This window comes from Roseateles sp. YR242, assembly GCF_900109745.1.
Lineage (GTDB): Bacteria > Pseudomonadota > Gammaproteobacteria > Burkholderiales > Burkholderiaceae_C > Roseateles.
The window spans coordinates 267,018-286,979 of the sequence record NZ_FOAV01000004.1 but is presented as its reverse complement, the minus strand read 5'-3'; the positions used below and the strand labels follow the sequence as shown (position 1 = coordinate 286,979).

Sequence of the window (19,962 nt, the reverse complement as noted above, 5' to 3'; positions counted from 1 at the left end):
TCCCCTTTATCCATGTCTGCGGCTTGTGGCCCCAGGGTCAGGGTAAAGGCAGGGTGATTCGGAAATCGGTCCGGCCCGGCTGGCTGTCACAGTCGATCATGCCCTGATGTTGTTGGGCGATCGTCTGCGCCAGCGTCAGCCCGAGACCAGAGCCCCCATCCCTTCCCGACACCAGCGGGAAAAAGATGCGGTCCTTGATCTCCTCGGGCACGCCCGGGCCGTTATCTTCAATATGCAATTCCAATGCCAAGCGCCAACGCTGCTTGCCAATGGTCACTTGCCGGGCCACCCGCGTGCGCAGGTAGATGACCGCGTCACCGGCCGCAATGCGCTCGTGCAGCACCTGCGCGGCGTTCTGCACGATGTTGAGCACCGCCTGGATGAGCTGCTCGCGGTCACCACGAAAATCCGGCAGCGAGATGTCGTAATCCCGCTGCAGCTTGAGCCCACGAGGGTACTGGGCCTGCACCAGGGTGCGGACCCGCTCGCAGATCTCATGGATGTTCACATCCCCCACGACCTGGGCGCGACGGTGCGGCGCCAGCAGCCGGTCCACCAGCGATTGCAGCCGGTCCGCCTCGTGGATGATGACTTCGGTGTACTCCTCCAGCTCCATCCACAGCTCGGTCGGCTGCAGCTCCAAAGCCAGCAACTGCGCCGCCCCACGGATGCCGCCCAGCGGGTTCTTGATCTCGTGAGCAAGGTTGCGCGTCAGTTCCTTGGTGGAGCGAACCTGGTCCAGCGTGCGCTCTTCGCGGTCCTGCCGGCTTTGCTGCGCGTTCTCGATCAGCTCGATGACCAGCCGCTGCGGGTCATCCGTCTGGCTGACGATGACATGCACGGGCAGCACATCGTCATGCGCCCGCGGGCCTCGGCGGATCTGCGCATCAAAGCGGCTGCTGGAGAAGTCGTTGCGGGAGACGCCTTCCAGCGCCTCCACCAGACGGCCGGTGTCGGGAAACCATTCCAGCAGGTTGCTGCCCTGCACCGCGCGGCGTGGCAGGTTGAACAGCGTCTCGACAGCGGTGTTGGCAAATTCGCAGGTGCCATCCGGCTGCACCACCGCCACCAGCGTGGCGAGCAGGTCAAAGGCCTGATAGGGGTGTGGCGCCTGCGCGGGCGCGGGGGTTTTGGCGGTCATCGTGCAGGGGTCCAGCGGGCGTCGCCCTCATGACGACACTCGGCCAGAACCGCGATGCCAGTGATGCCCGCCGCCCCAGCGGCGCGTGGCGCCGCCAGGTCAGGACGGCAGCTTGGAGAGCTCGCGCTTGATGGCCTGGATGTCGCTTTCCTGGCGCGAGATGCTGGACTTGAGTTCAGCCACGCGGTCCAGGTACTTCTGGTAGTTGCGTTCGTTGCCCTGACGCTCCGGCTCGCCCTTGTTGTACTCCTGCTGGAGTTTGGCGAGGCGGTCCTCGGCTTCGTGCAGCTCCTGCTCCAGGACACGACGGCGGTCGCTGTCCCGGGCCTTCTGGTCCTTCGGGTCCACGCGCTCATTGGGCGCTCCCGAGGCAGTGGGGGCGGCGGCCTTGGGCTTGATTGGGGAGAAGACAGTGATGGGCGTGCCGTCGATGCTGCGGCAACCCTTCTCCTGCGCTTCCTTGGCGGAGAGTGCGTCCGTGTAGAGCACGGGTGGGCCGGGGCAGCGGTAGACCGTCGCCTGCGCCGAAGCCGTACCGGCGACGCTCGCCAGTGCGGCCAGCACCAGGGCCAGGCCTGCGTATTCTCGTAACCACCCAACCCGCTTGATTCGCATTGCTCGCATCCAAATGACCGAAGTCGATACTCATTGTGACGCAAGCCAGGCTTTTACGGGGTGGAAGACGATGGCGTCGCTGTTGCGATCTGTACGGTTCGGGAACACTCCACAACAACCGGGGGCTCGGCTGATGCCAATCGCCCAGAGCGTGAATTTCGCCTGCTGATCGGAACCCGTCATTGGGTCCCTCAAAAAAAAGGGACGACCGAAGTCGCCCCTGTCTGGCTGCCTGTTCCACCCCGCGCAACGGTCGGGCCGGTAGAACCGGCCCCGCCTGGCGCGAGGCGGGAAGGCGCTGCGAGGCGGGGGCAGTCTCCATGGCGGACACGGCACCCCCCTCGTCGGCCATCACAGCGAGTAGTACATGTCGAACTCGACCGGATGAGTGGTCATGCGGAAACGCTGCACTTCCTGCATCTTCAGGTCGATGTAGGCATCGATGTAGGCGTCCGTGAACACACCACCCTTGGTCAGGAACGCGCGGTCCTTGTCCAGGTATTCCAGGGCTTGGTCCAGGCTGTGGCAGACGGTCGGGATCTTCGCGTCTTCTTCCGGCGGCAGGTGGTACAGATCCTTCGTGGCGGCTTCGCCCGGATGGATCTTGTTTTCCACGCCGTCCAGACCCGCCATCAGCAGGGCTGCGAAGGCCAGGTAGGGGTTGGCGGAAGGATCGGGGAAGCGCGCTTCGATGCGGCGACCCTTCGGGTTGGCCACATACGGAATGCGGATCGAGGCTGAACGGTTCTTGGCCGAGTAGGCCAGCTTCACCGGGGCTTCGAAACCAGGGACCAGGCGCTTGTAGCTGTTGGTGCCGGGGTTCGTGATCGCGTTCAGGGCACGAGCGTGCTTGATGATGCCGCCGATGTAGTACAGGGCGAAATCGCTCAGGCCGGCGTAGCCGTCACCAGCGAACAGGTTCTTGCCATCCTTCCACACGGATTGGTGGACGTGCATGCCGGAGCCGTTGTCGCCAACGATGGGCTTGGGCATGAACGTGGCGGTCTTGCCATAGGCATGGGCCACGTTCTGGATGATGTACTTCTGCAGTTGCAGCCAGTCGGCGCGCTGGACCAGCGAGCTGAACTTGGTGCCGATTTCCATCTGGCCGGCGTTCGCCACTTCGTGGTGATGCACTTCGACCGGGATGCCCATCTGTTCCAGGATCAGGCACATTTCCGAGCGCATGTCCTGGCCGGAATCGACCGGGGGCACCGGGAAGTAGCCGCCCTTGACGGTGGGACGGTAGCCGCTGTTGCCGTGCTCGTATTCCTTGCCGGTGTTCCAGGCCGCTTCTTCGGATTCGATCTTCACGAACGAACCGGACATGTCCACGTTCCAACGGACGCTGTCGAAGATGAAGAACTCGGGTTCCGGACCGAAGTAGGCGGTGTCACCCAGGCCGGAGGACTTCAGATAGGCCTCGGCGCGGCGAGCCAGCGAGCGCGGGTCGCGTTCATAGGCCTTGCCATCGGTGGGATCGATGACGTCGCAGGTCAGGATCAGGGTCGGTTCTTCGAAGAACGGGTCGATGTTGGCCGTGTTCGGATCCGGCATCAGCAGCATGTCGGAGGCTTCGATGCCCTTCCAGCCGGCGATCGAGGAACCGTCAAAGGCATGGCCCGACGTGAACTTGTCTTCGTCAAAGGCGGACACGGGCACGGACACGTGCTGTTCTTTACCGCGGGTGTCGGTGAAGCGGAAGTCAATGAACTTGACTTCATGCTCCTTCACCAGGTTCATCACGTCGGCGACGGTCTTGGTGGCCATCAATCACTCCTAGGGGGACTGGATAAGAAGAAAGATTCGGCGGACGCGCCCCGCAGGACGGATTCGGCGCGGCCCGGCTAGAACTTGACCACGACCCGCCAAAAACACCGGCACCGGAATCGAGCAGCCAATCTCGAGCGCCAACTATTTAGCAGGTTGCATGCCAACAAAGCGCCACCGGCGCTCCGTCAACGAACACACAGGCGCCACCTCGGTGCATGCCGTACCGGCCCACGCGAAACGCGCGCCAGTGGGGGGCAACCAGAGATGCGCACACTGGCGCGATTAGGAGCAGCGCTGGCGGCATGACGGCAGTCACACCCAGCGCGGTGCATCATCGCACCATTTCAGTGCTGATGACAGCACCAAATTGGACGACACCATCGCGCAGCGCGCCATAGGCGGATTCAAGGGTGGATTCAAGCATGTCAGCGGGAATCTCACCGGCGGCCTTCACGCCCAGCTCGATGTGCCGGCCCCACTGGGGATGGTCCACGCTGGGCAATGAAAACACCTTGATCCCGGGGAACTCGGTCTCCACACGCTCCATCAGCGGCGTCAGCGACGCCTCCATCGCGCCCTGCACAATCAACGAGCGCTCCCGGGTGCCCACCTGGCGATGCAGCGCCGCATGGCGCTGGTCCAGCACCCACTCGATCATCGGGTGGGCCATCACCGGGAAGCCGGGCACGAAGTACACGGTGCCGACCGAGAAGCCGGGGATCTTGTTGTAGGGGTTGGGGATGATGGCGGCGCCCTCGGGGAACACCCCCATCTCCATGCGCCGGCGGGTGTCCGGATGCTCCCGCTCGGGCGTGGTGCCCTGCTCGCTGGCCATCTGCTGCACCCGCTGCCAGATCAGTTCAGCCGCTTCTGGATGCAAGGCCAGCGGGCGCGCCAGGGCCGCCGCGGCGGACTGGCGGGTGTGGTCGTCCGGCGTGGCGCCGATGCCGCCACAGCTGAACACCAGGTCGCCGGTCTCGAAGGCGGTGCGCAGTTCCCGGGTGAGTTGGTCGCGGTCGTCGCCCAGGTACTTGGCCCAGGACAGGGAGAGGCCGCGCGCGCCCAGCAACTCGATGACCTTGGCGAGGTGCTTGTCCTGGCGCTTTCCGGAGAGGATTTCGTCGCCGATGATGATGAGGCCGATATTCATGGGCGATCCTGAAGTTGGGACACATGGGGGGGCGTCGGGCCGGTCTGCGGCGCCGCAGCGTCGTCGTCCGGCGGGAAGTCTTCCACCCGAGGCGGCGTGGTGGCGTAGTTGGCCGGCAGCGCATCCATCACGGCATCCGGCGGCGCGGCTGGTGTGGCGGTGTTTTCACGGCGCATTTCCTGCAATGCGGCCAGCGCATAGTGGGTGAACCACAGCGAGCTGAAGGCAAACACCAGCGTGAAGAGCCACACGGCCAGTGGCAGCAGCACCGGTGCCAGCGCAATCGCTATGACGCCGAACGAGAAGATGGCTGCAGGTGCCGTTCCCAGGTAGCCGGTGCACATCCCCAGCAGCAGCAGGGGCAGCCGATGCTCCGAGAGCAAGCGGCGGCGCTCAGCGGCGCTGGCATGGTCCGCCAGCGCATCGAAGGTGAAGACCCGGTAGCCCAGCCAGCCAAAGATCAACGGCGGCAGCACCGCAAACAGCGGCGGGATCAGCCAGAACGGCAGCGAGAAACCCAGCAGCAGCAGGCAGACCACCGTATGGCCCAGCGACCACATCACGCTGGCCAGGAAGCCGCCACCACGCTTGCGCTCCAGACTGGCGAAGCGGCGGCGGGCGACCAGGCTCACCAGCGAAGGCGTCATCAGCAAGGCCACCAGCACCATGCTCATCACCGCCAACGGGGGCAGGACCAGGCACAGCAAGATGATTGGCGCCAGCGTGGTGCGAAAGTCCTGCCCGCCCATGCTGTCCAGCCACTTGAGCAAGCCGTCGACCAGGCTCCACGATTCGATCGTGGCGCGCACGCCGGAGACGGCGCTTTCCCAGAAAAAGTAGCCCAGTCCGGCCGACAGCACCCCCAGCACCAGCAGCGGCAGCAGAGACAGGCCGATCACCTGCGGATGCAGGCAGTACGCGGCAGCGCGCCAGAATGAATCGGCCACGCGGCCCATCGGCTTGATCATCAGTCGTCCCCTCCCGTGGACAGCCGGCCTGGTTCAACCGGGCTCGTGCTGTGGGTGTTGCTGTTATGGGTGTTGCTGTCGTGGGAGTGATGCGCCGACGGGCCGCCGGCAGCGGCGGTCGCACCCGCACCCGCACTCGCGCTCGAACTTGCAGACATGCGCGCCCGCGAAGTTGCGGCGTAAGGCCGCCGCCGGCCGAACAGGCGCTTCATGCCCAGCCATTGCTGCGCCCAGAAGCCTTCCCCGTAGTCGCGGCCGCCCGCCTCGGGAAGTTGGTCGCGCACACCGGTCGGATCCCAGCGGTCCTCGAAATTGGCGGTGCGGAAAATCACGTCCCAAATGGGAAACAGCACCGCAAAGTTGTGCCCGCCCAAGGTGCCGGCGCCGAAGTTTTCATGACCGATGCCAATGGAATGGTGCAGGCGGTGAAAGCGCGGGCTCACCAGCAGGCGCTCGCCCAGCAGGCCGAAGCTCACCCGCAAGTTGGCATGCTGCAGGTTCTCCATCAACTGCGAGAGCGCCACCAGGGCCACGAACTGGCCGGGGCCCACGCCGATCAAGCGGGCCACCAACACCACGACGCTGTCGATCAGCAGGTCGTCCAGCAGGTGGTTGCGGCTGTCGGACCACATCGTCATCTGGCGCTGGCTGTGATGCAGGGAATGCAAGGCCCACCACCAGTGCCACTGGTGCTGAGCCCGGTGCAGCCAGTAGTTCACCAGGTCGAACGCCAGCAGGTAGATCACGAAGCTGACCCAGGCCACGTCGGTGACACCCGGCCAGATGCCGTCCAGCTGGAAGGTCGGTATGCCCCAGAGCCGCATTTGCCCGGTCAGGGCATCGAAAACAGGCTCGATGGTGAAGAACATGGCCAGGCGGAACAGGCCCAGGCGCTGGATCAGCGTGTAGATCACGTCCACGCGGATGGCCCGGCGGTCCGTCACCGGCTCCGCCGGCTTCCAGCGCTGCAACGCGCCGATCACGGCCAGCATGAAGACGATTTGCAGCAGGCCCACCAGCAGCCAGCCGGTGGCGTCAAAGGCATCTTCCAGGAGGTTGCCAAAGCCGAGATTGAAGACGATGGGCTGCACCACGCCCTCGAAGAGGGCCTGCTGCGCTTGTCCAAAGAGATCGGTGAACCAGTCCATCACGTGATCGGCCTTGCTGCTTTGCTGCTGGGGTTCGGGCCCGACGCGGAGTCCGGGGGGTGTCCAGCTAGTCGGAGATTGTGCTTGCTGTTTGACGTGGTGGTGGAATGCCGCCGCTCAGTTCAGCTTGCGGGGGCGCTCCATGGCCAGCGATTCGGGCGGCTTGCGCATCCATTGCGCGTAATCCGGATGGTCATGCAGCGGCGCAAAGCACATGCCACGCTGCTTGAGCCCTTGCATCAGCGGCTCCAGCACCGCGGGCGCCCATGGGTCCTGGCGGGACCAGATGCCCAGATGGGCCAGCAAGATATCCCCCGGCTTGATACGGCGCAGGGCCTGCTCCAGCAGCGCCTGATTGGGGAAACGGTCGCTGGGCAGTTCGTCGCCCAGGAAGCCGGCGGGCTGGGCCCAGCCGACGTGCCGGTAGCCGCAGGCACGCGCGGCAGCCAGCAGGGCCGGTGAGGTGCGGCCGGCGGGGGCGCGGAAGATCATGGACATCGGCCGGCCGGTCATCTCGGCAAATCGGCGGGCCGGCTGCTTGAGTTCATCGCAGTAGTCCGCAGCCGACATTTCCACCATCTGCGGCGGCTGCTCGCCTGCGGCACGGCGGAAGCGGAAGCGGCCATCAGGCAGGTCCGCCACCCAGGCGTCGTGATACCAGGTGTGCGAGCCGAAGTCATGCCCCTGCTCCGCCAGCGCCTTCCACCAGGGGGCCCACTTGTCGTCCATCGTCTGGCCGCCGTCCTTCGTCGGCTCCTGGGCCAGGAAGAACGTGGCCTTGGCGTCAAAACGGCGCAGCGTGTCCACGATCAACGGCGCCACGCCCATGTGGCCGGTATCGAAGGTCAGGTAGACCGGCTTGTCGCAGGGCGCGGCCGGGGCGGCCGGCTGTGCCTGCAGACCGGGGCTCAGCAGCGCCGCGCACAGCAGCACCAGGCCGAGCCGACGAGGGCGGGAGGCGGCAGACGTCACCAGGACCTCACTGACGGGGCATCTGATCGAGCGTCCACACCCCGTGTGGCGACTTTCCCACCTTCACCTGGGTCAGGATCTGCTTGGTCTGCAGGTCGATCACGGTCAGCTTGCGGGCCCAGCGGGAGGTCACCAGCAGCGTGCGGCCGTCGGGCAGGATTTCCATGTCATCTGGGCCGCCAGGGGCCTTGATGACATCGGTCACGGTAAAGGTATCCAGCGAGATCTTGCTGATGGTGTTGGCGGCACGGTTGCTCACCAGCACGTGGTGGCGATCACCGAGCGCACGGAAGGAGTGAGCGCCGTCGCCGGTGTCGATGCGTTTGACCAGACGGGGCTGCGGCACACCGCCCACCTCGTAGACCTCGACGAAGTGGTCGCCGGTCAGGGCCACCAGCAGGTACTTGTCGTCCGGCGTGAGGTAGACGTCGGCGGGCAGCTTGCCGACCGGGATCTTCCAGCGCACGGTCAGCGCGTTCAGGTCAATGGCCATCAGCTCGCTGCTGTCTTGCATGCTGGCGTAGACCACGCTGCTCTTGCTGTCGATGGACAGGTGGCTGGGGGTCTTGGGCGCGGAAAAGCGCTTGGTCAGTACGAGCGGCTGCGCCTGATCCTGCGGTTGCCACTTGTAGATGTCCACATGGTCCAGGCGGTTGCCAGCCAGCACCAGCCACTTCATGTCAGGGGAGAAGCGCAGGTGGTAGGGGTCGGAAATGCCGCGAACGGTGCGCTGCACCTCGGCGGTGACCGGGTCCAGGAAGGTCAGCGAATCGCCCAGGGCGTTGGCCACCACCATGGTCTTGCGGTCCGGTGTCAGGTAGAGGTGATGCGGTTCCTTGCCGGTGGGAATGCGCTTGATCTCCCGAAAACCACGCGGGTCGATGACGCTCACGTCGGCATCCAGCGAATTGAGCACGAAGATCGGGCTGGTGGCGACGGGTGCGCTGGCGGGCAGCTTGGGCGTTGCAGATGCTGCAGGTGCTGCGGGAGTAGTGCGTGCGTGGGGCTGGCTGGCCTCGGCGGCACCGGCCAGCGTGGACAGGGACAGGACCAGGGCGGCGGCCGCGGGCCGCGCGGAAGAAAACAACATCGAAGATCCTTGAACAGTGGGCTCGGCTGCCGACCTTTGGAAAGGATTGCCGCCAAAAGAACAACTGTCGAACAACCGCCCGCCAACAGCGGGCAAATCCTGGACATCGGTCAAAGCGTGCACCGACGACGTGTGAGCAACGACGACAACGAGGCCTGAACGACACGAACGAAGGCGCGAGCAGCGCCCAAACGCGGCCCGCAATCGCCCAGGCATCGCCCAGACATCGCTCAGACACCGCCCAGGCATCGCTCAGACACCGCGCAAGCCCTGCTCAACGCCGCTCAACCGTCATTCAACACCGGAGGCGACGACACGGCAGCGACCCGCACTGTCGTTGATCTGGCTTAGACAGGCCTGAAAAACACAAAGGCAGCGCATGCGCTGCCCTCAAGTGTAGGCGGGTTGCCGGCCGGCCCTGCCTGGAACAACGGGGCCTGCACCCCGTTGTTGCGGCGCTCATCGCACAAACGGCGGCGCCGAACGGGGTGGCTGGGACGGCGTTTATTCGTCGTCGCCGCCCAGAATGCCACCCAGGAGGCCGCCGGTGGCAAAGCCGCCCAGCAGCGAGCCTTCCTCACGGGCGCCACCGCGTTGCGGGGCGGCGGCAAAGATGCGGGAAGCCAGGCGCGAGAACGGCAGGCTTTGCAGCCAGACCTCACCGGGACCGGTCATCTTGGCCAGGAACAAACCCTCCCCCCCGAACAGGGCGGTCTTGATCTTGCCCACGTACTGGATCTCAAAACTGACGTTGGGGGTGTAGGCCACCACGCAACCGGTATCCACCAGCAGGGTCTGACCCGGCTGGAGTGTGCGGCGAACCACCGTTCCACCGGCATGCACGAAGGCCAGTCCATCCCCATCGAGCTTCTGCATGATGAAACCTTCACCACCGAAGAAGCCTGTAGACAAGCGCTGTTGCAGTGCGATACCCAGGGACACGCCGCGGGCGGCGCATAGGAAAGCGTCCTTCTGGCAGATCAGCGTGCCGCCGAGCTGGCTCAAGTCCATGGGGAGGATCTTGCCGGGGTAAGGGGCCGCGAAGGCGACCCGCTTCTTGCCCTGTCCCTCATTGGAGTAGATCGTGGTGAACAGGGATTCACCGGTCACGAGGCGCTTTCCGGCGCCCAGCAGCTTGCCGAAGAAGCCGCCCTGGTTGGCGGACCCGTCCCCGAATACGGTGTCCATGCTGATTCCTGCATCCATGAACATCATGGAGCCGGCTTCCCCGACGGCCGCTTCGCCGGGATCCAGCTCGATCTCCACGAACTGCATCTCGGAGCCCTTGATTTCGAAGTCCACCACATCCATTGCCATTTGCTTCACCTTCAGACTCATCTGGGTTAATACTGGTTATCGGCCGGGATATTAACGTTTCGCCCACCTTCCTATACTGGGGACATGACGCCTATGCCTAGCGAAGACCTCGATCCCTCGCTCAAGCCTGGCGACAGCTACGTGCAGTCCTTTGCACGCGGCCTGTCGGTAATCCGCGCTTTTGGCGCGGAAGCTCCACGCCAGACGCTCACAGAGGTTGCCAAACGCTGCGGCCTCACCCGGGCTGGCGCCCGGCGCATCTTGCTTACGCTGCAAACCTTGGGCTATGTGCGCGCCGAAGGGCGGCTGTTTGAGCTCACGCCCAAGATCCTTGACCTGGGTTTTGCCTATCTTTCATCGCAACCGCTGTGGCAGTTTGCCGAGCCGCAGATGCTGCAGCTCACGGCGGAGCTCAAGGAGTCCTGCTCCATCGCGGTGCTGGATGCCAACGACATCGTCTTTGTCATGCGCACGCCCACCCGCAAGATCCTCAACGAGGCGCTGGGCGTTGGCAGCCGCTTGCCGGCCTGGTCCACCTCGCTGGGCCGGGTGTTGCTGGCGGCCTTGCCGCCGGAGGAACTGGAGCCGCGCCTGGCTGCGATCCCGCTGTCGGCCAACACGCCGCACACGCTACGCAGCCATGAGGAACTGCGCGCGGCCATCGAGCAGGTGAGGCACCAGGGCTGGTGTCTGCTCGACCAGGAACTGGAAGAGGGGCTGGTTTCGCTGGCGGTGCCCATCCAGGGCCGCCAGGGCCGCGTGATTGCGGCCATCAACATCAGCACCCAGACCAGCCGCACTTCACCGCAGCTGCTGCTGGAGCAAGGTCTGGCCAAGCTGCAGGAGACGGCGCAGAACCTGTCCCGGCTGCTGCAGATCAAGGGCTAGCGCCCTGCGCCCCTGACCGGGAGGTCAGGCGGAAAACACTGTTCTGCTGCCGGGGATCCGAGGGGATCCCCGGGGGGCTGGGCACACGGCCTCAACCCATGTGCAGGCCACCATTGCAGCTGAAATCTGCGCCGGTGGTGAAGCCGGATTGGTCGCTGGCCAGCCAGGCGATGATGGAAGCAATTTCCTCGGGTGCGCCGAGTCGTTTCACCGGGATCTGGGCAACGATCTTTTCCAGCACATCCGGGCGCACGGCCTTCACCATGTCCGTGCCGATGTAGCCGGGGCTCACCGTATTCACCGTCACGCCCTTGGCGGCCAGTTCCTGGGCCAGCGCCATGGTGAAGCCGTGCATGCCGGCCTTCGCGGCGGAGTAATTCGTCTGCCCCACCTGGCCTTTTTCGCCGTTCACGGACGAGATGTTGATGATCCGGCCCCAACCCTTGTCGACCATGCCGGGCACCACCTGCTTGGTCACGTTGAACATGCTGTTCAGGTTGGTATCGATTACCGCGTCCCAATCATCGCGGGTCATTTTCAGGAACATCCGGTCCTTGGTGATGCCGGCGTTGTTCACCAGCACATCCACGGGACCGTGCTCGGCGATCGATTTCTCGAACGCAGCCACGGTGGATTCCCAGTTCGCCACGTTGCCCACGGATGCGAAGAACTGATAACCGAGCGCTTCTTGCTCGCCCAGCCACTTCGCGTGGTCGCGGCTGGGACCACAGCCGGCGATCACCTTGAACCCGTCCTTGAACAGCTTCTGGCAGATCGACGTACCGATCCCACCCATGCCGCCGGTCACATACGCAATTTTCTGAGTCATTTCGATCGTCTCCTTTTACGCCGCCCCAACGCACGCGTCTCGCCGGGAAAGCTGCTTTAAACCTCACTAGACGCGCTGGATCATCGAACGTTCAACAGCCACCCTCACCGGCACCCCGTCAGCCGCAAAGCACTGCACGGCTCAACGGGCCGGCTCAACGCTCAAGACAAAGCGCCACGCCCATCCCGCCGCCGATGCACAGGCTCGCAATACCCTTCTTCGCATCCCGCTTGATCATCTCGTGCAGCAGCGTCACCAGGATCCGTGCCCCGGACGCCCCGATCGGGTGGCCCAACGCGATGGCGCCGCCGTTCACGTTCACCTTGCTCGTGTCCCACCCCATCTGCTGGTGGACCGCACATGCCTGGGCCGCAAAAGCCTCATTGATTTCCAGCAGGTCCAGGTCCTTGGGCTGCCACCCGGCCCGCTGAAGGGCCTTCTTCGACGCGGGCACCGGCCCGATGCCCATCGTGGCCGGGTCCACCCCGACGCTGGCGTAGGAGGCGACGCGTGCCAGCGGTTCCAGCTTCAACTCACGGGCCTTGGCCGCGCTCATCACCAGCAGGCCGGCGGCGCCGTCGTTCAGCCCGGAGGCATTGCCGGCCGTTACCGACCCGGCCTTGTCAAACGCTGGCCGCAGCCCCGCCAGCGCTTCGGCACTGGTCTTGCGGTTGATGAACTCATCCGCGGAGAACACCACTGGGTCGCCCTTTTTCTGCGGGATCTGCACCGGCACGATCTCCGCCACAAAGCGACCGCCGTCCTGCGCGGCGGCGGCCTTCTGCTGGCTGGCCAATGCCAGCTCGTCCTGCTGGCTGCGCGTCACGTGATGCTCCTTGGCCACGTTCTCGGCGGTGATGCCCATGTGGTACTGGTTGAAGGCGTCCCACAGGCCGTCGTTGATCATGGTGTCCACCAGCTTCCAGTCGCCCATGCGCTGGCCATCGCGGGAATTGGGCAGCACATGCGGGGCCAGGCTCATGCTCTCCTGCCCGCCGGCGATCACGATGTCCGAATCGCCGTCACGGATGGCCTGCGTGGCCAGCATCACCGCCTTCAGCCCTGAGCCGCACACCTTGTTGATGGTCATCGCCGGCACCGTCACCGGCAGGCCCGCCTTGATCACCGCCTGCCGGGCGGGGTTCTGTCCTGTGCCGGCCTGCAGCACCTGCCCCAGGATCACTTCCTGGATCTGGTCTGCCTGCAGCCCGCTGCGCCGCAGCAGCTCCTGGATGACCAGGGCGCCCAGGTCACTGGCGGGGATCTTGGCCAGCGAGCCGCCAAATTTGCCGATGGGGGTGCGCGTTGCCGCGACGATGACGATGTCCTGCGGTGTGCTCATGTTTCACTCTCCTGTGACGGGGGTCCTGCAAAGAATGGCGAAAGCGTCGCGTGCCAGAGGCGGGCTCAGGCCCGTTCCTTCACGTAGCGGCCTGGCGCCGGTTCGATGGCTTGATACGGGCCGCGGCCGGGCACCTGAGGCGCCGGCTTCCAGCCGCCCGCATGGCCGGCCAGCCAGGCGGACCAGTCGGTCCACCAGCTGCCGGGATGTTCCGTGGCAGCAGCCAGCCATTGCTGCGGCTGGGCCGGCAGTGCCGTGCCCTTGCCGATCCAGTGGCTGCGCTTGTTCTTGGACGGGGGATTGATCACACCGGCGATGTGACCCGACGCACCCAGTATGAACCGCTTCTTGCCGGTGAACACCTGGGTGCTGCGGTAGGCCGCTTCCCAGGGCACGATGTGATCTTCCCGCGAACCGTAGATATAGACTGGCGCCGTGATGGCCCGCAGGTCCACGGGCGCTCCGGCCACGGTCAGGCGGCCGGGATGCTTGAGGTCGTTCTGGAGATAGGTGTGGCGCAGGTACCAGCAATACATCGGGCCTGGCAGGTTGGTGGCGTCGCCATTCCAGTACAGCAGGTCGAAGGCCGTGGGGGGCTCTCCCTTCAGGTAGTTGCCCACCACATAGTTCCAGAGCAGGTCGTTGGGGCGGAGCATGCTGAAGGTGGAGGCGAGTTGTTGCCCGTGAAGCAGCCCCGGCCCGTTGGGTGCCTGTGCGCCGATGGTGAGCTCTCGCATCTGCACGGCTGCTTCATCCACGAACAGGTCCAGCACCCCGTTGTTCTCGAAGTCGATCAGCGTGGTCAGCAGCGTCACGCTGGCGGCGGGCTGCTCCCCGCGTGCGGCCAGCACCGACAAGGCTGTTGCCAGGATGGTGCCGCCGACGCAAAAGCCCAGCGTGTTGATCGTCTTGCTGCCGCCGATGGCCTGCACCACTTCGATGGCCTTGATGGCGGCGCGATCGATGTAGTCGTCCCAGGTCCAGTGCACGCAGGCGGCATCGGGGTTGCGCCAGCTCACCACAAAGGTGCGATGGCCCTGCGCCACGGCATGGCGGATCAGCGAGTTCTCCGGCTGCAGGTCGAGGATGTAGTACTTGTTGATGCAGGGCGGCACCATCAGCAGTGGCCGCTCATGCACCTCGGTGGTCAGCGGCTTGTATTCCAGCAGCTGGAACCACTCGTTCTCGAACACCACATGGCCTTCGGTGGTGGCCACGTTGCGGCCCACCTCGAAGGCGCTTTCGTCCGTCTGGGACACATGCCCGCGCTGCAGGTCCGCCAGCAGTTGCTGCACGCCGCGGGCGATGCTTTCGCCCTGCGTGTTCAGCGCGCGTTGCAGCGCCTCGGGATTCAGCGCCAGGAAATTGCTGGGTGCGGCGGCCTCGATGAACTGCTGCACGGCGAAGCGAAGCCGTGCCCGCGTCTTGGTGTCTCCGGCCACCTGTTCGGCCATGCGCTGCAGGGTGCGGGCATTGAGCAGGTACAGCTCTGCGCTGAAATGGGAGAGCCGGTTGCTGTTCCAGGACGGGTCGGCAAAGCGTTTGTCGCGCAGGGGTGCCAGGTCGATGGGCCGGCCGTCGTGAGGCTCCTGCAGGGCCTGGTTCCAGAGCGCGCTGGCCTGGCCCAGGTAGTCCTGCTGCAGTTGCTGCCAGGTGTCGCTGGGGATCTGCAGCGACTGGAACTGCTGCAGCGCCTGGGCCATGTGCTGGTTCAGGCCGCTGACGGCCTCGGTCACATGCGAGGCGAGGTGGTGGAAGTCGGAGAGATCGGGGGCACCATGGCTGGCCTTGGCGCCGAAGCCGTGGGCGCCAAAAGCGCTCGTCGAGGAAGCCCTCCTATCTGATGCACTCGCGCCGGTAGCGGTGGCGTGGGGCGCGGCGCCATTGGGCGCTTTGGGCGCTTTGGGCGCTTTGGGCGCTTTAGGCGCTTTCGCCTGGGGCGCTCTGGACGCTTTCGCCTGGGGCGCTTTGGTAGACGATCTTGAAGACGCTTTGGTCGATGCTTTGGTCGATGCTTTGGTCGTTGCCTTCACGGGCGCTTTGGAAGAGGGCTTGGCAGATGCCTTCGCAGACGTCTTGACGTCAGCGGTCTTCGCTGCACCCATCCTTGTCCTTGGCGCCTTGACGCCGGCAGCCTGGCCACCGGCGGCCGCACGCGCGGCACCGGCATCACGGGTCGGACGACCGGCACCCCCACGGGTGCGGGCAGCAGGCAAATCGCTCATAGGTCTCCTCGTTCTGGCCTGAGCAAGAAGCTTGCCACAGCAACTGCGTGTAACGACAGCGTGTGCTTCGCATATGCTCAAGTGCTTTGTAGCGCTCCCAGCTTACCCCCGCGTGACGATGTCGTACCAGCGCTTGTTCAAGCCGGTTCGCACGACGTGCCCAGACTTTGATATCGCATGTACCTTGTAGCCATCGGATGGATGTATGTGGTGCTCATGATGGCGGCGGCCGAGGCCATGAACCCGCAGGGCACGGTGCTGGGCGCCCTGGTCACCTTCGTGCTGTATGGGGTGCTTCCGCTGTCCATCGTGCTGTACGTGATGGGAGCGCCGCGTCGGCGAGAAGCGCGCCGGCGGGCGCAGGCGCAAGGGGAGCCGACTACCCACGGGGATGCCGACCTGAATGCCGCGGTAGGGGACGAAGTGACGTCCGAAGTGACTGCTGAAGAAAGGCCGAAGTAAAAGCCGAAGTAAAAGCCGGAGTAAAAGCCGGAGTAAAAGCCGAAGGAAAGCCGAAGTAAAGGCCGACGTAAGGCCTGAACTAAACGTTGAAGTGACGTCGGCATCCGTTGTCGCTGACACGGAGCTGCCGGACGCCTGAGAGGCACTTGGGGCGAAAAGGCAGTGAGGCTTTGAGGCTGAGGGGGCCCATGCGGCCCATCAAGCGTCGTGCCGCCACAGGCTGAGGCGGCATGGTCGCGGCCGAGGGTTGGGCGGAAAGGTCAGCCCCAGACTGGCGGCAGTCGCCCCAGACAGGAAGCGTTCAACGCAGCCGGATCACGGCTGCCATGCGGCCGCCGGGGCGTCCATCCACCTGCTCATGGCGATAGGAAAAAAAGCGCGACGGCTCGCTGAACGTACACCAGCCGCCACCGTACACCTGGCGTAGGCCGGCCTGCGTGAGGCGTTGCCGGGCCAGGCCGTAGAGATCGGCGCGCCACCGGGGTTCGCCAGCGGTGTTGGGTTGGAAGCGGAAGAGGGGCTGGTCGCGGGGCTGGGGTTCAACGCCGAAGGCCTGCAGCACGTCGGCACCGACTTCGAAGGCTTGGGGGCCGATGCTTGCGCCCATCCAGGCCTGGATCTGATCCGGATCGCAGCCGGTGGTCTCGCACAGGACCTGGACAGTGTTTTCCAGGACACCGCTGGACAGCCCGCGCCAGCCGGCGTGGGCGGCGCCGACACCGCGCGCGGTGGCGAACAGCACGGGCAGGCAATCGGCCACCATGACCGCGCAGGCCAGGGTGGGGTCCAGGCTGATGCTGGCGTCGGCGGGTTCGGGGTCGGCGCCGGGTGTGGCGTAGGCGGGTTCGAGTGTCAGGACCTTGTTGCCGTGCACCTGTTTCAGGAAAACGGGGGTGGCGCCGATGGCCGCTGCCACGCGACGCCGGTTCTCGGCCACGGCGGACGGGGTGTCGCCGACGGATCGGCCCAGATTCAGGCTGTGGAAGCCGTCCTTGCTGACGCCGCCTGCGCGGGTGGTCATGAAGGCGTGGGCCTGTGGGGCGGTCCAGTCCGGACGCAACCAGTCATGAAGTTCCATGCGGGGGATGATGCCATGCGCCTCCCGCTACACTGCGGGCCATGTTCCAAACCCGGCGCTTCCAGCACTGCCCCGTTTGCGGCGGCCAGATCGAGTACCGCATCCCGGCTGACGACAATCGTGAGCGGGCCACTTGCACCGTCTGCGGCACCATTCAGTATGAGAACCCGCTGAACGTGGTGGGGACCCTGCCTGTGTGGGGCGAGCAGGTCTTGCTGTGCCGTCGGGCCATTGAGCCGCGTCTGGGCAAATGGACCTTGCCGGCGGGTTTCATGGAACTGGGTGAAACCTTGGCGCAGGGCGCCGCGCGGGAAACTGATGAAGAGGCGGGTGCAGGCATTGAGCTGCAGGACCTGTATTGCATCCTGAACGTGGTTCGTGTGGGGCAGGTTCATCTTTTTTACCGTGCCCGCATGCTCAGTCCGGTGTTCAATCCTGGCCCGGAGACGTTGGAAGCCAAGCTCTTCCACGAACACGAGATTCCTTGGGAGGAGCTTTCCTTCCACACGGTCCGCTACACCCTCGAGCGCTTCTTCGAAGATCGCCGCACCAACAAGGGTTTCCCGCTGCACACAGCGGATATTGCCTGACCCCGGTTCACCAACGGACATCACCGCCTTCAGACAAGACAGGTCGCCCCCTCGAAGTCCTCAATGAGGCCAGTGATGTCCCGGTCAATCACGATGCGAGATCGCTGTCCTCTCGAAGAGCGCTGGTTGAACCCGGTGCAGTCCTCGGTGGGGGAAGGTGACGGTCCGGTGCCCTTTTCCGTAAGTCAAGAATGGAATGGCCCGCGGAGCGGGACAGGAGGGCGCCTTCCCTAGGCATGCCTGGAAAGTGATGGGCCGGGGGGTATTTGCTCCATGTCCTCCGCCCCTCCGGGGCTCCCCCTAATACTTACGCAAATACCCCCCGACCCATCACTTTCCAAACCGAGGTGCTTCACGATTAAGTACTGGCACGAGCAGCGCTTTCCCATTGCAACGCTTGATGCTGGAAGCTCAGGGCTTGATGTCCTGCGCCGAAGCCCATGGCCCCGTGATCCCATCCAGCTCGCAGTCCCACAACGCCTGCGCATCCAGCGCATCCGTCACGCCTTCGGCATATACCTTCAGCGCCAGGCTGCGCAGCATCACCACCAGGCTACGCACAAAGGCAGCGCGGCCCGCATCGGCCGAGATGCCCGACACCACCGAACTGTCCAGCTTCACGTAATCCAGCCCCGCCTGGAACAGACGATCGATCTGCGCCAGCCCGGCCCCCGCGTGCTCCAGCCCCAGCTGAACGCCCAGCGGCCGCAACTGCCGCCCCAGCTCCTGCAGCGCCTCGAAATGCTGCACCGCTGCCGGCTCAGCCAGCTCCAGCCCGATCAGCCGCCGCACCGCCGCCGGCGCCGCCTGGACCAGCTCGCGCGCCCGCGCCACAAAGCTGCCATCGTTCAGCGAAGCCGGCGCCACATTCACGCAGCGGGCCCGCTGGTCATGTTGCACCGCCGCCAACGCCAAGGCCAATGCCTGCAGGTCCGCCTCGGCACTCAGCCGGTGGCGCAAGGCCAGCGGCAACCAGCGCGCGGCCGGCTCGAACTCGCCCAGCGGGTTCAGCTTGAGCTGCAGCGGGCACTCCAGATGCAACACCTGACGCTCGCGGCCAATCAGCGGGAATTCGAGCAGACGGCTGCGCTGCTGCGCCAGCGCATCGGAAATCAGCGCCCGCCAGGCACGCTCGCCCTGGGCCACTTCATCGGACGGCGGCGCCTGACGCAGTTCGAGCACCACGCCCTCCCCCTGCTCGGCCCGGGCCAGTGCCGCATCGGCGGCGGCAAACCAGGCACTCATGGGTTGGTCGCGGGGCAGTTCCACCGCCCCCAGCGCCACCCCAATGCCGGGATCCACCCCCTGCAACCCGGCACGCAGCGCGTCAGCCAACGCGTGGGCCGTATCGCCCACCACCTTCGGTGCCGGCAGCCACAGGGCGAAGTCCGAGCCATTCAGGCGGCCGGCCAGGCAGCCACGCACCTGCTCCGGATAGACCCGCAGCGCCTGCGCCATCGCCAACAGCGCCTGGTCGGTGCCACCATGGCCCAGACGCTGGTTCAGCCCCTGCAGATCCTTCAGGCGCAACAGCACCAGCCCGGCCCGCAACGGCCCATCGTCGCGCTCCAGCGCCGAACTGAGCTCCGCCACAAACTGCCGGCGATGGGACAGCCCGGTCAGCTCATCACACAGCAACTGATGGTGCAGCGTCCGCAACTGCTCCGCCTGCGCTTCAAACATCTGACGAGTGCGCACCACCATCGTGTTCATGGCACTGGTGAGCTTGCGCATCTCCGGTACCTGGGGCTCCAGCACCGTCTCGAACCGGCCTTCGGTCACCCCCTCGGCCTGGCGCACAGCCGTGTCCAGCGGACGACGCAGGCGGGTCAGCACCACAAAGGCGGCCACGCCCGTGAGCGCACCCACCAGCAGCAGCCACAAGGCCGAACTCAGGCTGGCCTTCCACAAGGCCTCATGCACATAGGCGGTCTGCCCACGCACCTCCACCTCCCCCACGGCCCGCCAGCCGTCGGACACCTTGGCCAGGCCCGGTGCCACGCGCAGCGGCAGCAAGGCCACAAACCAGCCCGGCGCCTGCGCCACCTGTGGGGTCTCCAGATGGCGTTCGAACACGGCCTTGCCCTGCGCATTGCGCCAGCGCACGCTGTCGTAGGCACCGGCGTCAAACTGCGCCGAGATCAGCAGTGACATCAGCTCCGCGTCCCCCTTCTGCTGGGAAAGCGCCAGGGCCAACGCATTGGCGTTGTCGTTGTTCTTGAGTTGCGCCTGGGTTTGCAGCAGCTCGCGCAGCGACCATGTGCTCACGGCCACGCCGCCCAGCACAGACGCCAACACCGCGCCCAGCACCAGGCACCAGATTTGTCGAATCAGGGACATGTCGTCGATTCTCCCCTGACTCCGACGGCTTTTC

16 protein-coding genes and 1 pseudogene are annotated in these 19,962 nt (G+C 65.3%); 3 read left to right on the top strand and 14 right to left on the bottom strand.

From position 1 onward, the window contains the following. Positions 1-37: 37 nt before the first annotated feature. The 9 genes and pseudogenes from glnL to BMY53_RS10805 all read right to left on the bottom strand — a co-directional run bounded on the left by glnL (position 38) and on the right by BMY53_RS10805 (position 10,174). Positions 38-1,141, bottom strand: coding sequence for a nitrogen regulation protein NR(II) (gene glnL / locus BMY53_RS10845; protein ID WP_092946388.1), 1,104 nt, complete (start codon positions 1,139-1,141; stop codon positions 38-40). A gap of 99 nt (positions 1,142-1,240) precedes the next feature. Beyond that, complete coding sequence (locus tag BMY53_RS10840) at positions 1,241-1,756, bottom strand: hypothetical protein (RefSeq protein WP_177200826.1); 516 nt, start codon at positions 1,754-1,756, stop codon at positions 1,241-1,243. Positions 1,757-2,107: 351 nt separating this feature from the next. Then, positions 2,108-3,526, bottom strand: coding sequence for a type I glutamate--ammonia ligase (gene glnA / locus BMY53_RS10835; protein WP_092946386.1), 1,419 nt, complete (start codon positions 3,524-3,526; stop codon positions 2,108-2,110). A gap of 334 nt (positions 3,527-3,860) precedes the next feature. Further along, entirely contained in the window at positions 3,861-4,679 is an 819-nt protein-coding gene (locus tag BMY53_RS10830) for a competence/damage-inducible protein A (protein WP_092946384.1), read from the bottom strand. Next, positions 4,676-5,647 carry an EI24 domain-containing protein gene (locus BMY53_RS10825; RefSeq protein ID WP_255370134.1) on the bottom strand — a complete coding sequence of 324 codons (972 nt, stop codon included), beginning with the start codon at positions 5,645-5,647 and terminating at the stop codon, positions 4,676-4,678. The genes BMY53_RS10830 and BMY53_RS10825 overlap by 4 nt, the downstream gene beginning before the upstream one ends. Before the next feature lie 191 nt (positions 5,648-5,838). Continuing rightward, positions 5,839-6,795: pseudogene (locus BMY53_RS10820) on the bottom strand (sterol desaturase family protein); the annotation flags it as partial. 117 nt (positions 6,796-6,912) lie between these two features. Then, positions 6,913-7,722, bottom strand: a complete 810-nt coding sequence (locus tag BMY53_RS10815; RefSeq protein WP_255370149.1) for a polysaccharide deacetylase family protein — start codon at positions 7,720-7,722, stop codon at positions 6,913-6,915. 52 nt (positions 7,723-7,774) lie between these two features. Further along, on the bottom strand, positions 7,775-8,857 hold the full coding sequence (locus BMY53_RS10810; protein WP_143074026.1) for a YncE family protein: 1,083 nt from the start codon (positions 8,855-8,857) through the stop codon (positions 7,775-7,777). A 504-nt stretch (positions 8,858-9,361) separates the two neighbouring features. Next, positions 9,362-10,174: a TIGR00266 family protein gene (locus BMY53_RS10805; protein ID WP_092946380.1), complete on the bottom strand. Its 813-nt coding sequence runs from the start codon at positions 10,172-10,174 to the stop codon at positions 9,362-9,364. A gap of 84 nt (positions 10,175-10,258) precedes the next feature. On the opposite strand from BMY53_RS10805, the gene BMY53_RS10800 reads away from it, so the two are divergent. Continuing rightward, positions 10,259-11,062, top strand: coding sequence for an IclR family transcriptional regulator domain-containing protein (locus BMY53_RS10800; protein ID WP_177200825.1), 804 nt, complete (start codon positions 10,259-10,261; stop codon positions 11,060-11,062). Between the two features lie 91 nt (positions 11,063-11,153). Here the strand turns inward: BMY53_RS10800 and phbB are convergent, their stop codons facing one another. From phbB to phaC, 3 genes are all read right to left on the bottom strand, one after another. Then, complete coding sequence (gene phbB, locus BMY53_RS10795; RefSeq protein ID WP_092946376.1) at positions 11,154-11,891, bottom strand: acetoacetyl-CoA reductase; 738 nt, start codon at positions 11,889-11,891, stop codon at positions 11,154-11,156. Between the two features lie 154 nt (positions 11,892-12,045). Continuing rightward, positions 12,046-13,233, bottom strand: a complete 1,188-nt coding sequence (locus tag BMY53_RS10790) for an acetyl-CoA C-acetyltransferase (RefSeq protein WP_092946374.1) — start codon at positions 13,231-13,233, stop codon at positions 12,046-12,048. Positions 13,234-13,298: 65 nt separating this feature from the next. Further along, positions 13,299-14,936, bottom strand: a complete 1,638-nt coding sequence (gene phaC / locus BMY53_RS10785) for a class I poly(R)-hydroxyalkanoic acid synthase (RefSeq protein ID WP_092946585.1) — start codon at positions 14,934-14,936, stop codon at positions 13,299-13,301. 699 nt (positions 14,937-15,635) lie between these two features. Here phaC and BMY53_RS10780 point away from each other — a divergent pair. Beyond that, positions 15,636-15,920, top strand: coding sequence for a hypothetical protein (locus tag BMY53_RS10780; RefSeq protein ID WP_177200824.1), 285 nt, complete (start codon positions 15,636-15,638; stop codon positions 15,918-15,920). A 301-nt stretch (positions 15,921-16,221) separates the two neighbouring features. Here BMY53_RS10780 and pgeF read toward each other — a convergent pair whose 3' ends face one another. Next, on the bottom strand, positions 16,222-16,998 hold the full coding sequence (gene pgeF, locus BMY53_RS10775) for a peptidoglycan editing factor PgeF (protein WP_092946372.1): 777 nt from the start codon (positions 16,996-16,998) through the stop codon (positions 16,222-16,224). A gap of 41 nt (positions 16,999-17,039) precedes the next feature. Here pgeF and BMY53_RS10770 point away from each other — a divergent pair, with 41 nt between their 5' ends. Further along, positions 17,040-17,588 (top strand): NUDIX hydrolase, encoded by a 549-nt coding sequence (locus BMY53_RS10770; RefSeq protein WP_092946370.1) that lies wholly within the window; start codon positions 17,040-17,042, stop codon positions 17,586-17,588. A 411-nt stretch (positions 17,589-17,999) separates the two neighbouring features. Here BMY53_RS10770 and BMY53_RS10765 read toward each other — a convergent pair whose 3' ends face one another. Further along, the gene (locus BMY53_RS10765; RefSeq protein WP_092946368.1) at positions 18,000-19,928 is read right to left on the bottom strand and encodes a bifunctional diguanylate cyclase/phosphodiesterase; all 1,929 of its coding nucleotides are present in this window, start codon (positions 19,926-19,928) and stop codon (positions 18,000-18,002) included. Between the last annotated feature and the right edge of the window lie 34 nt (positions 19,929-19,962).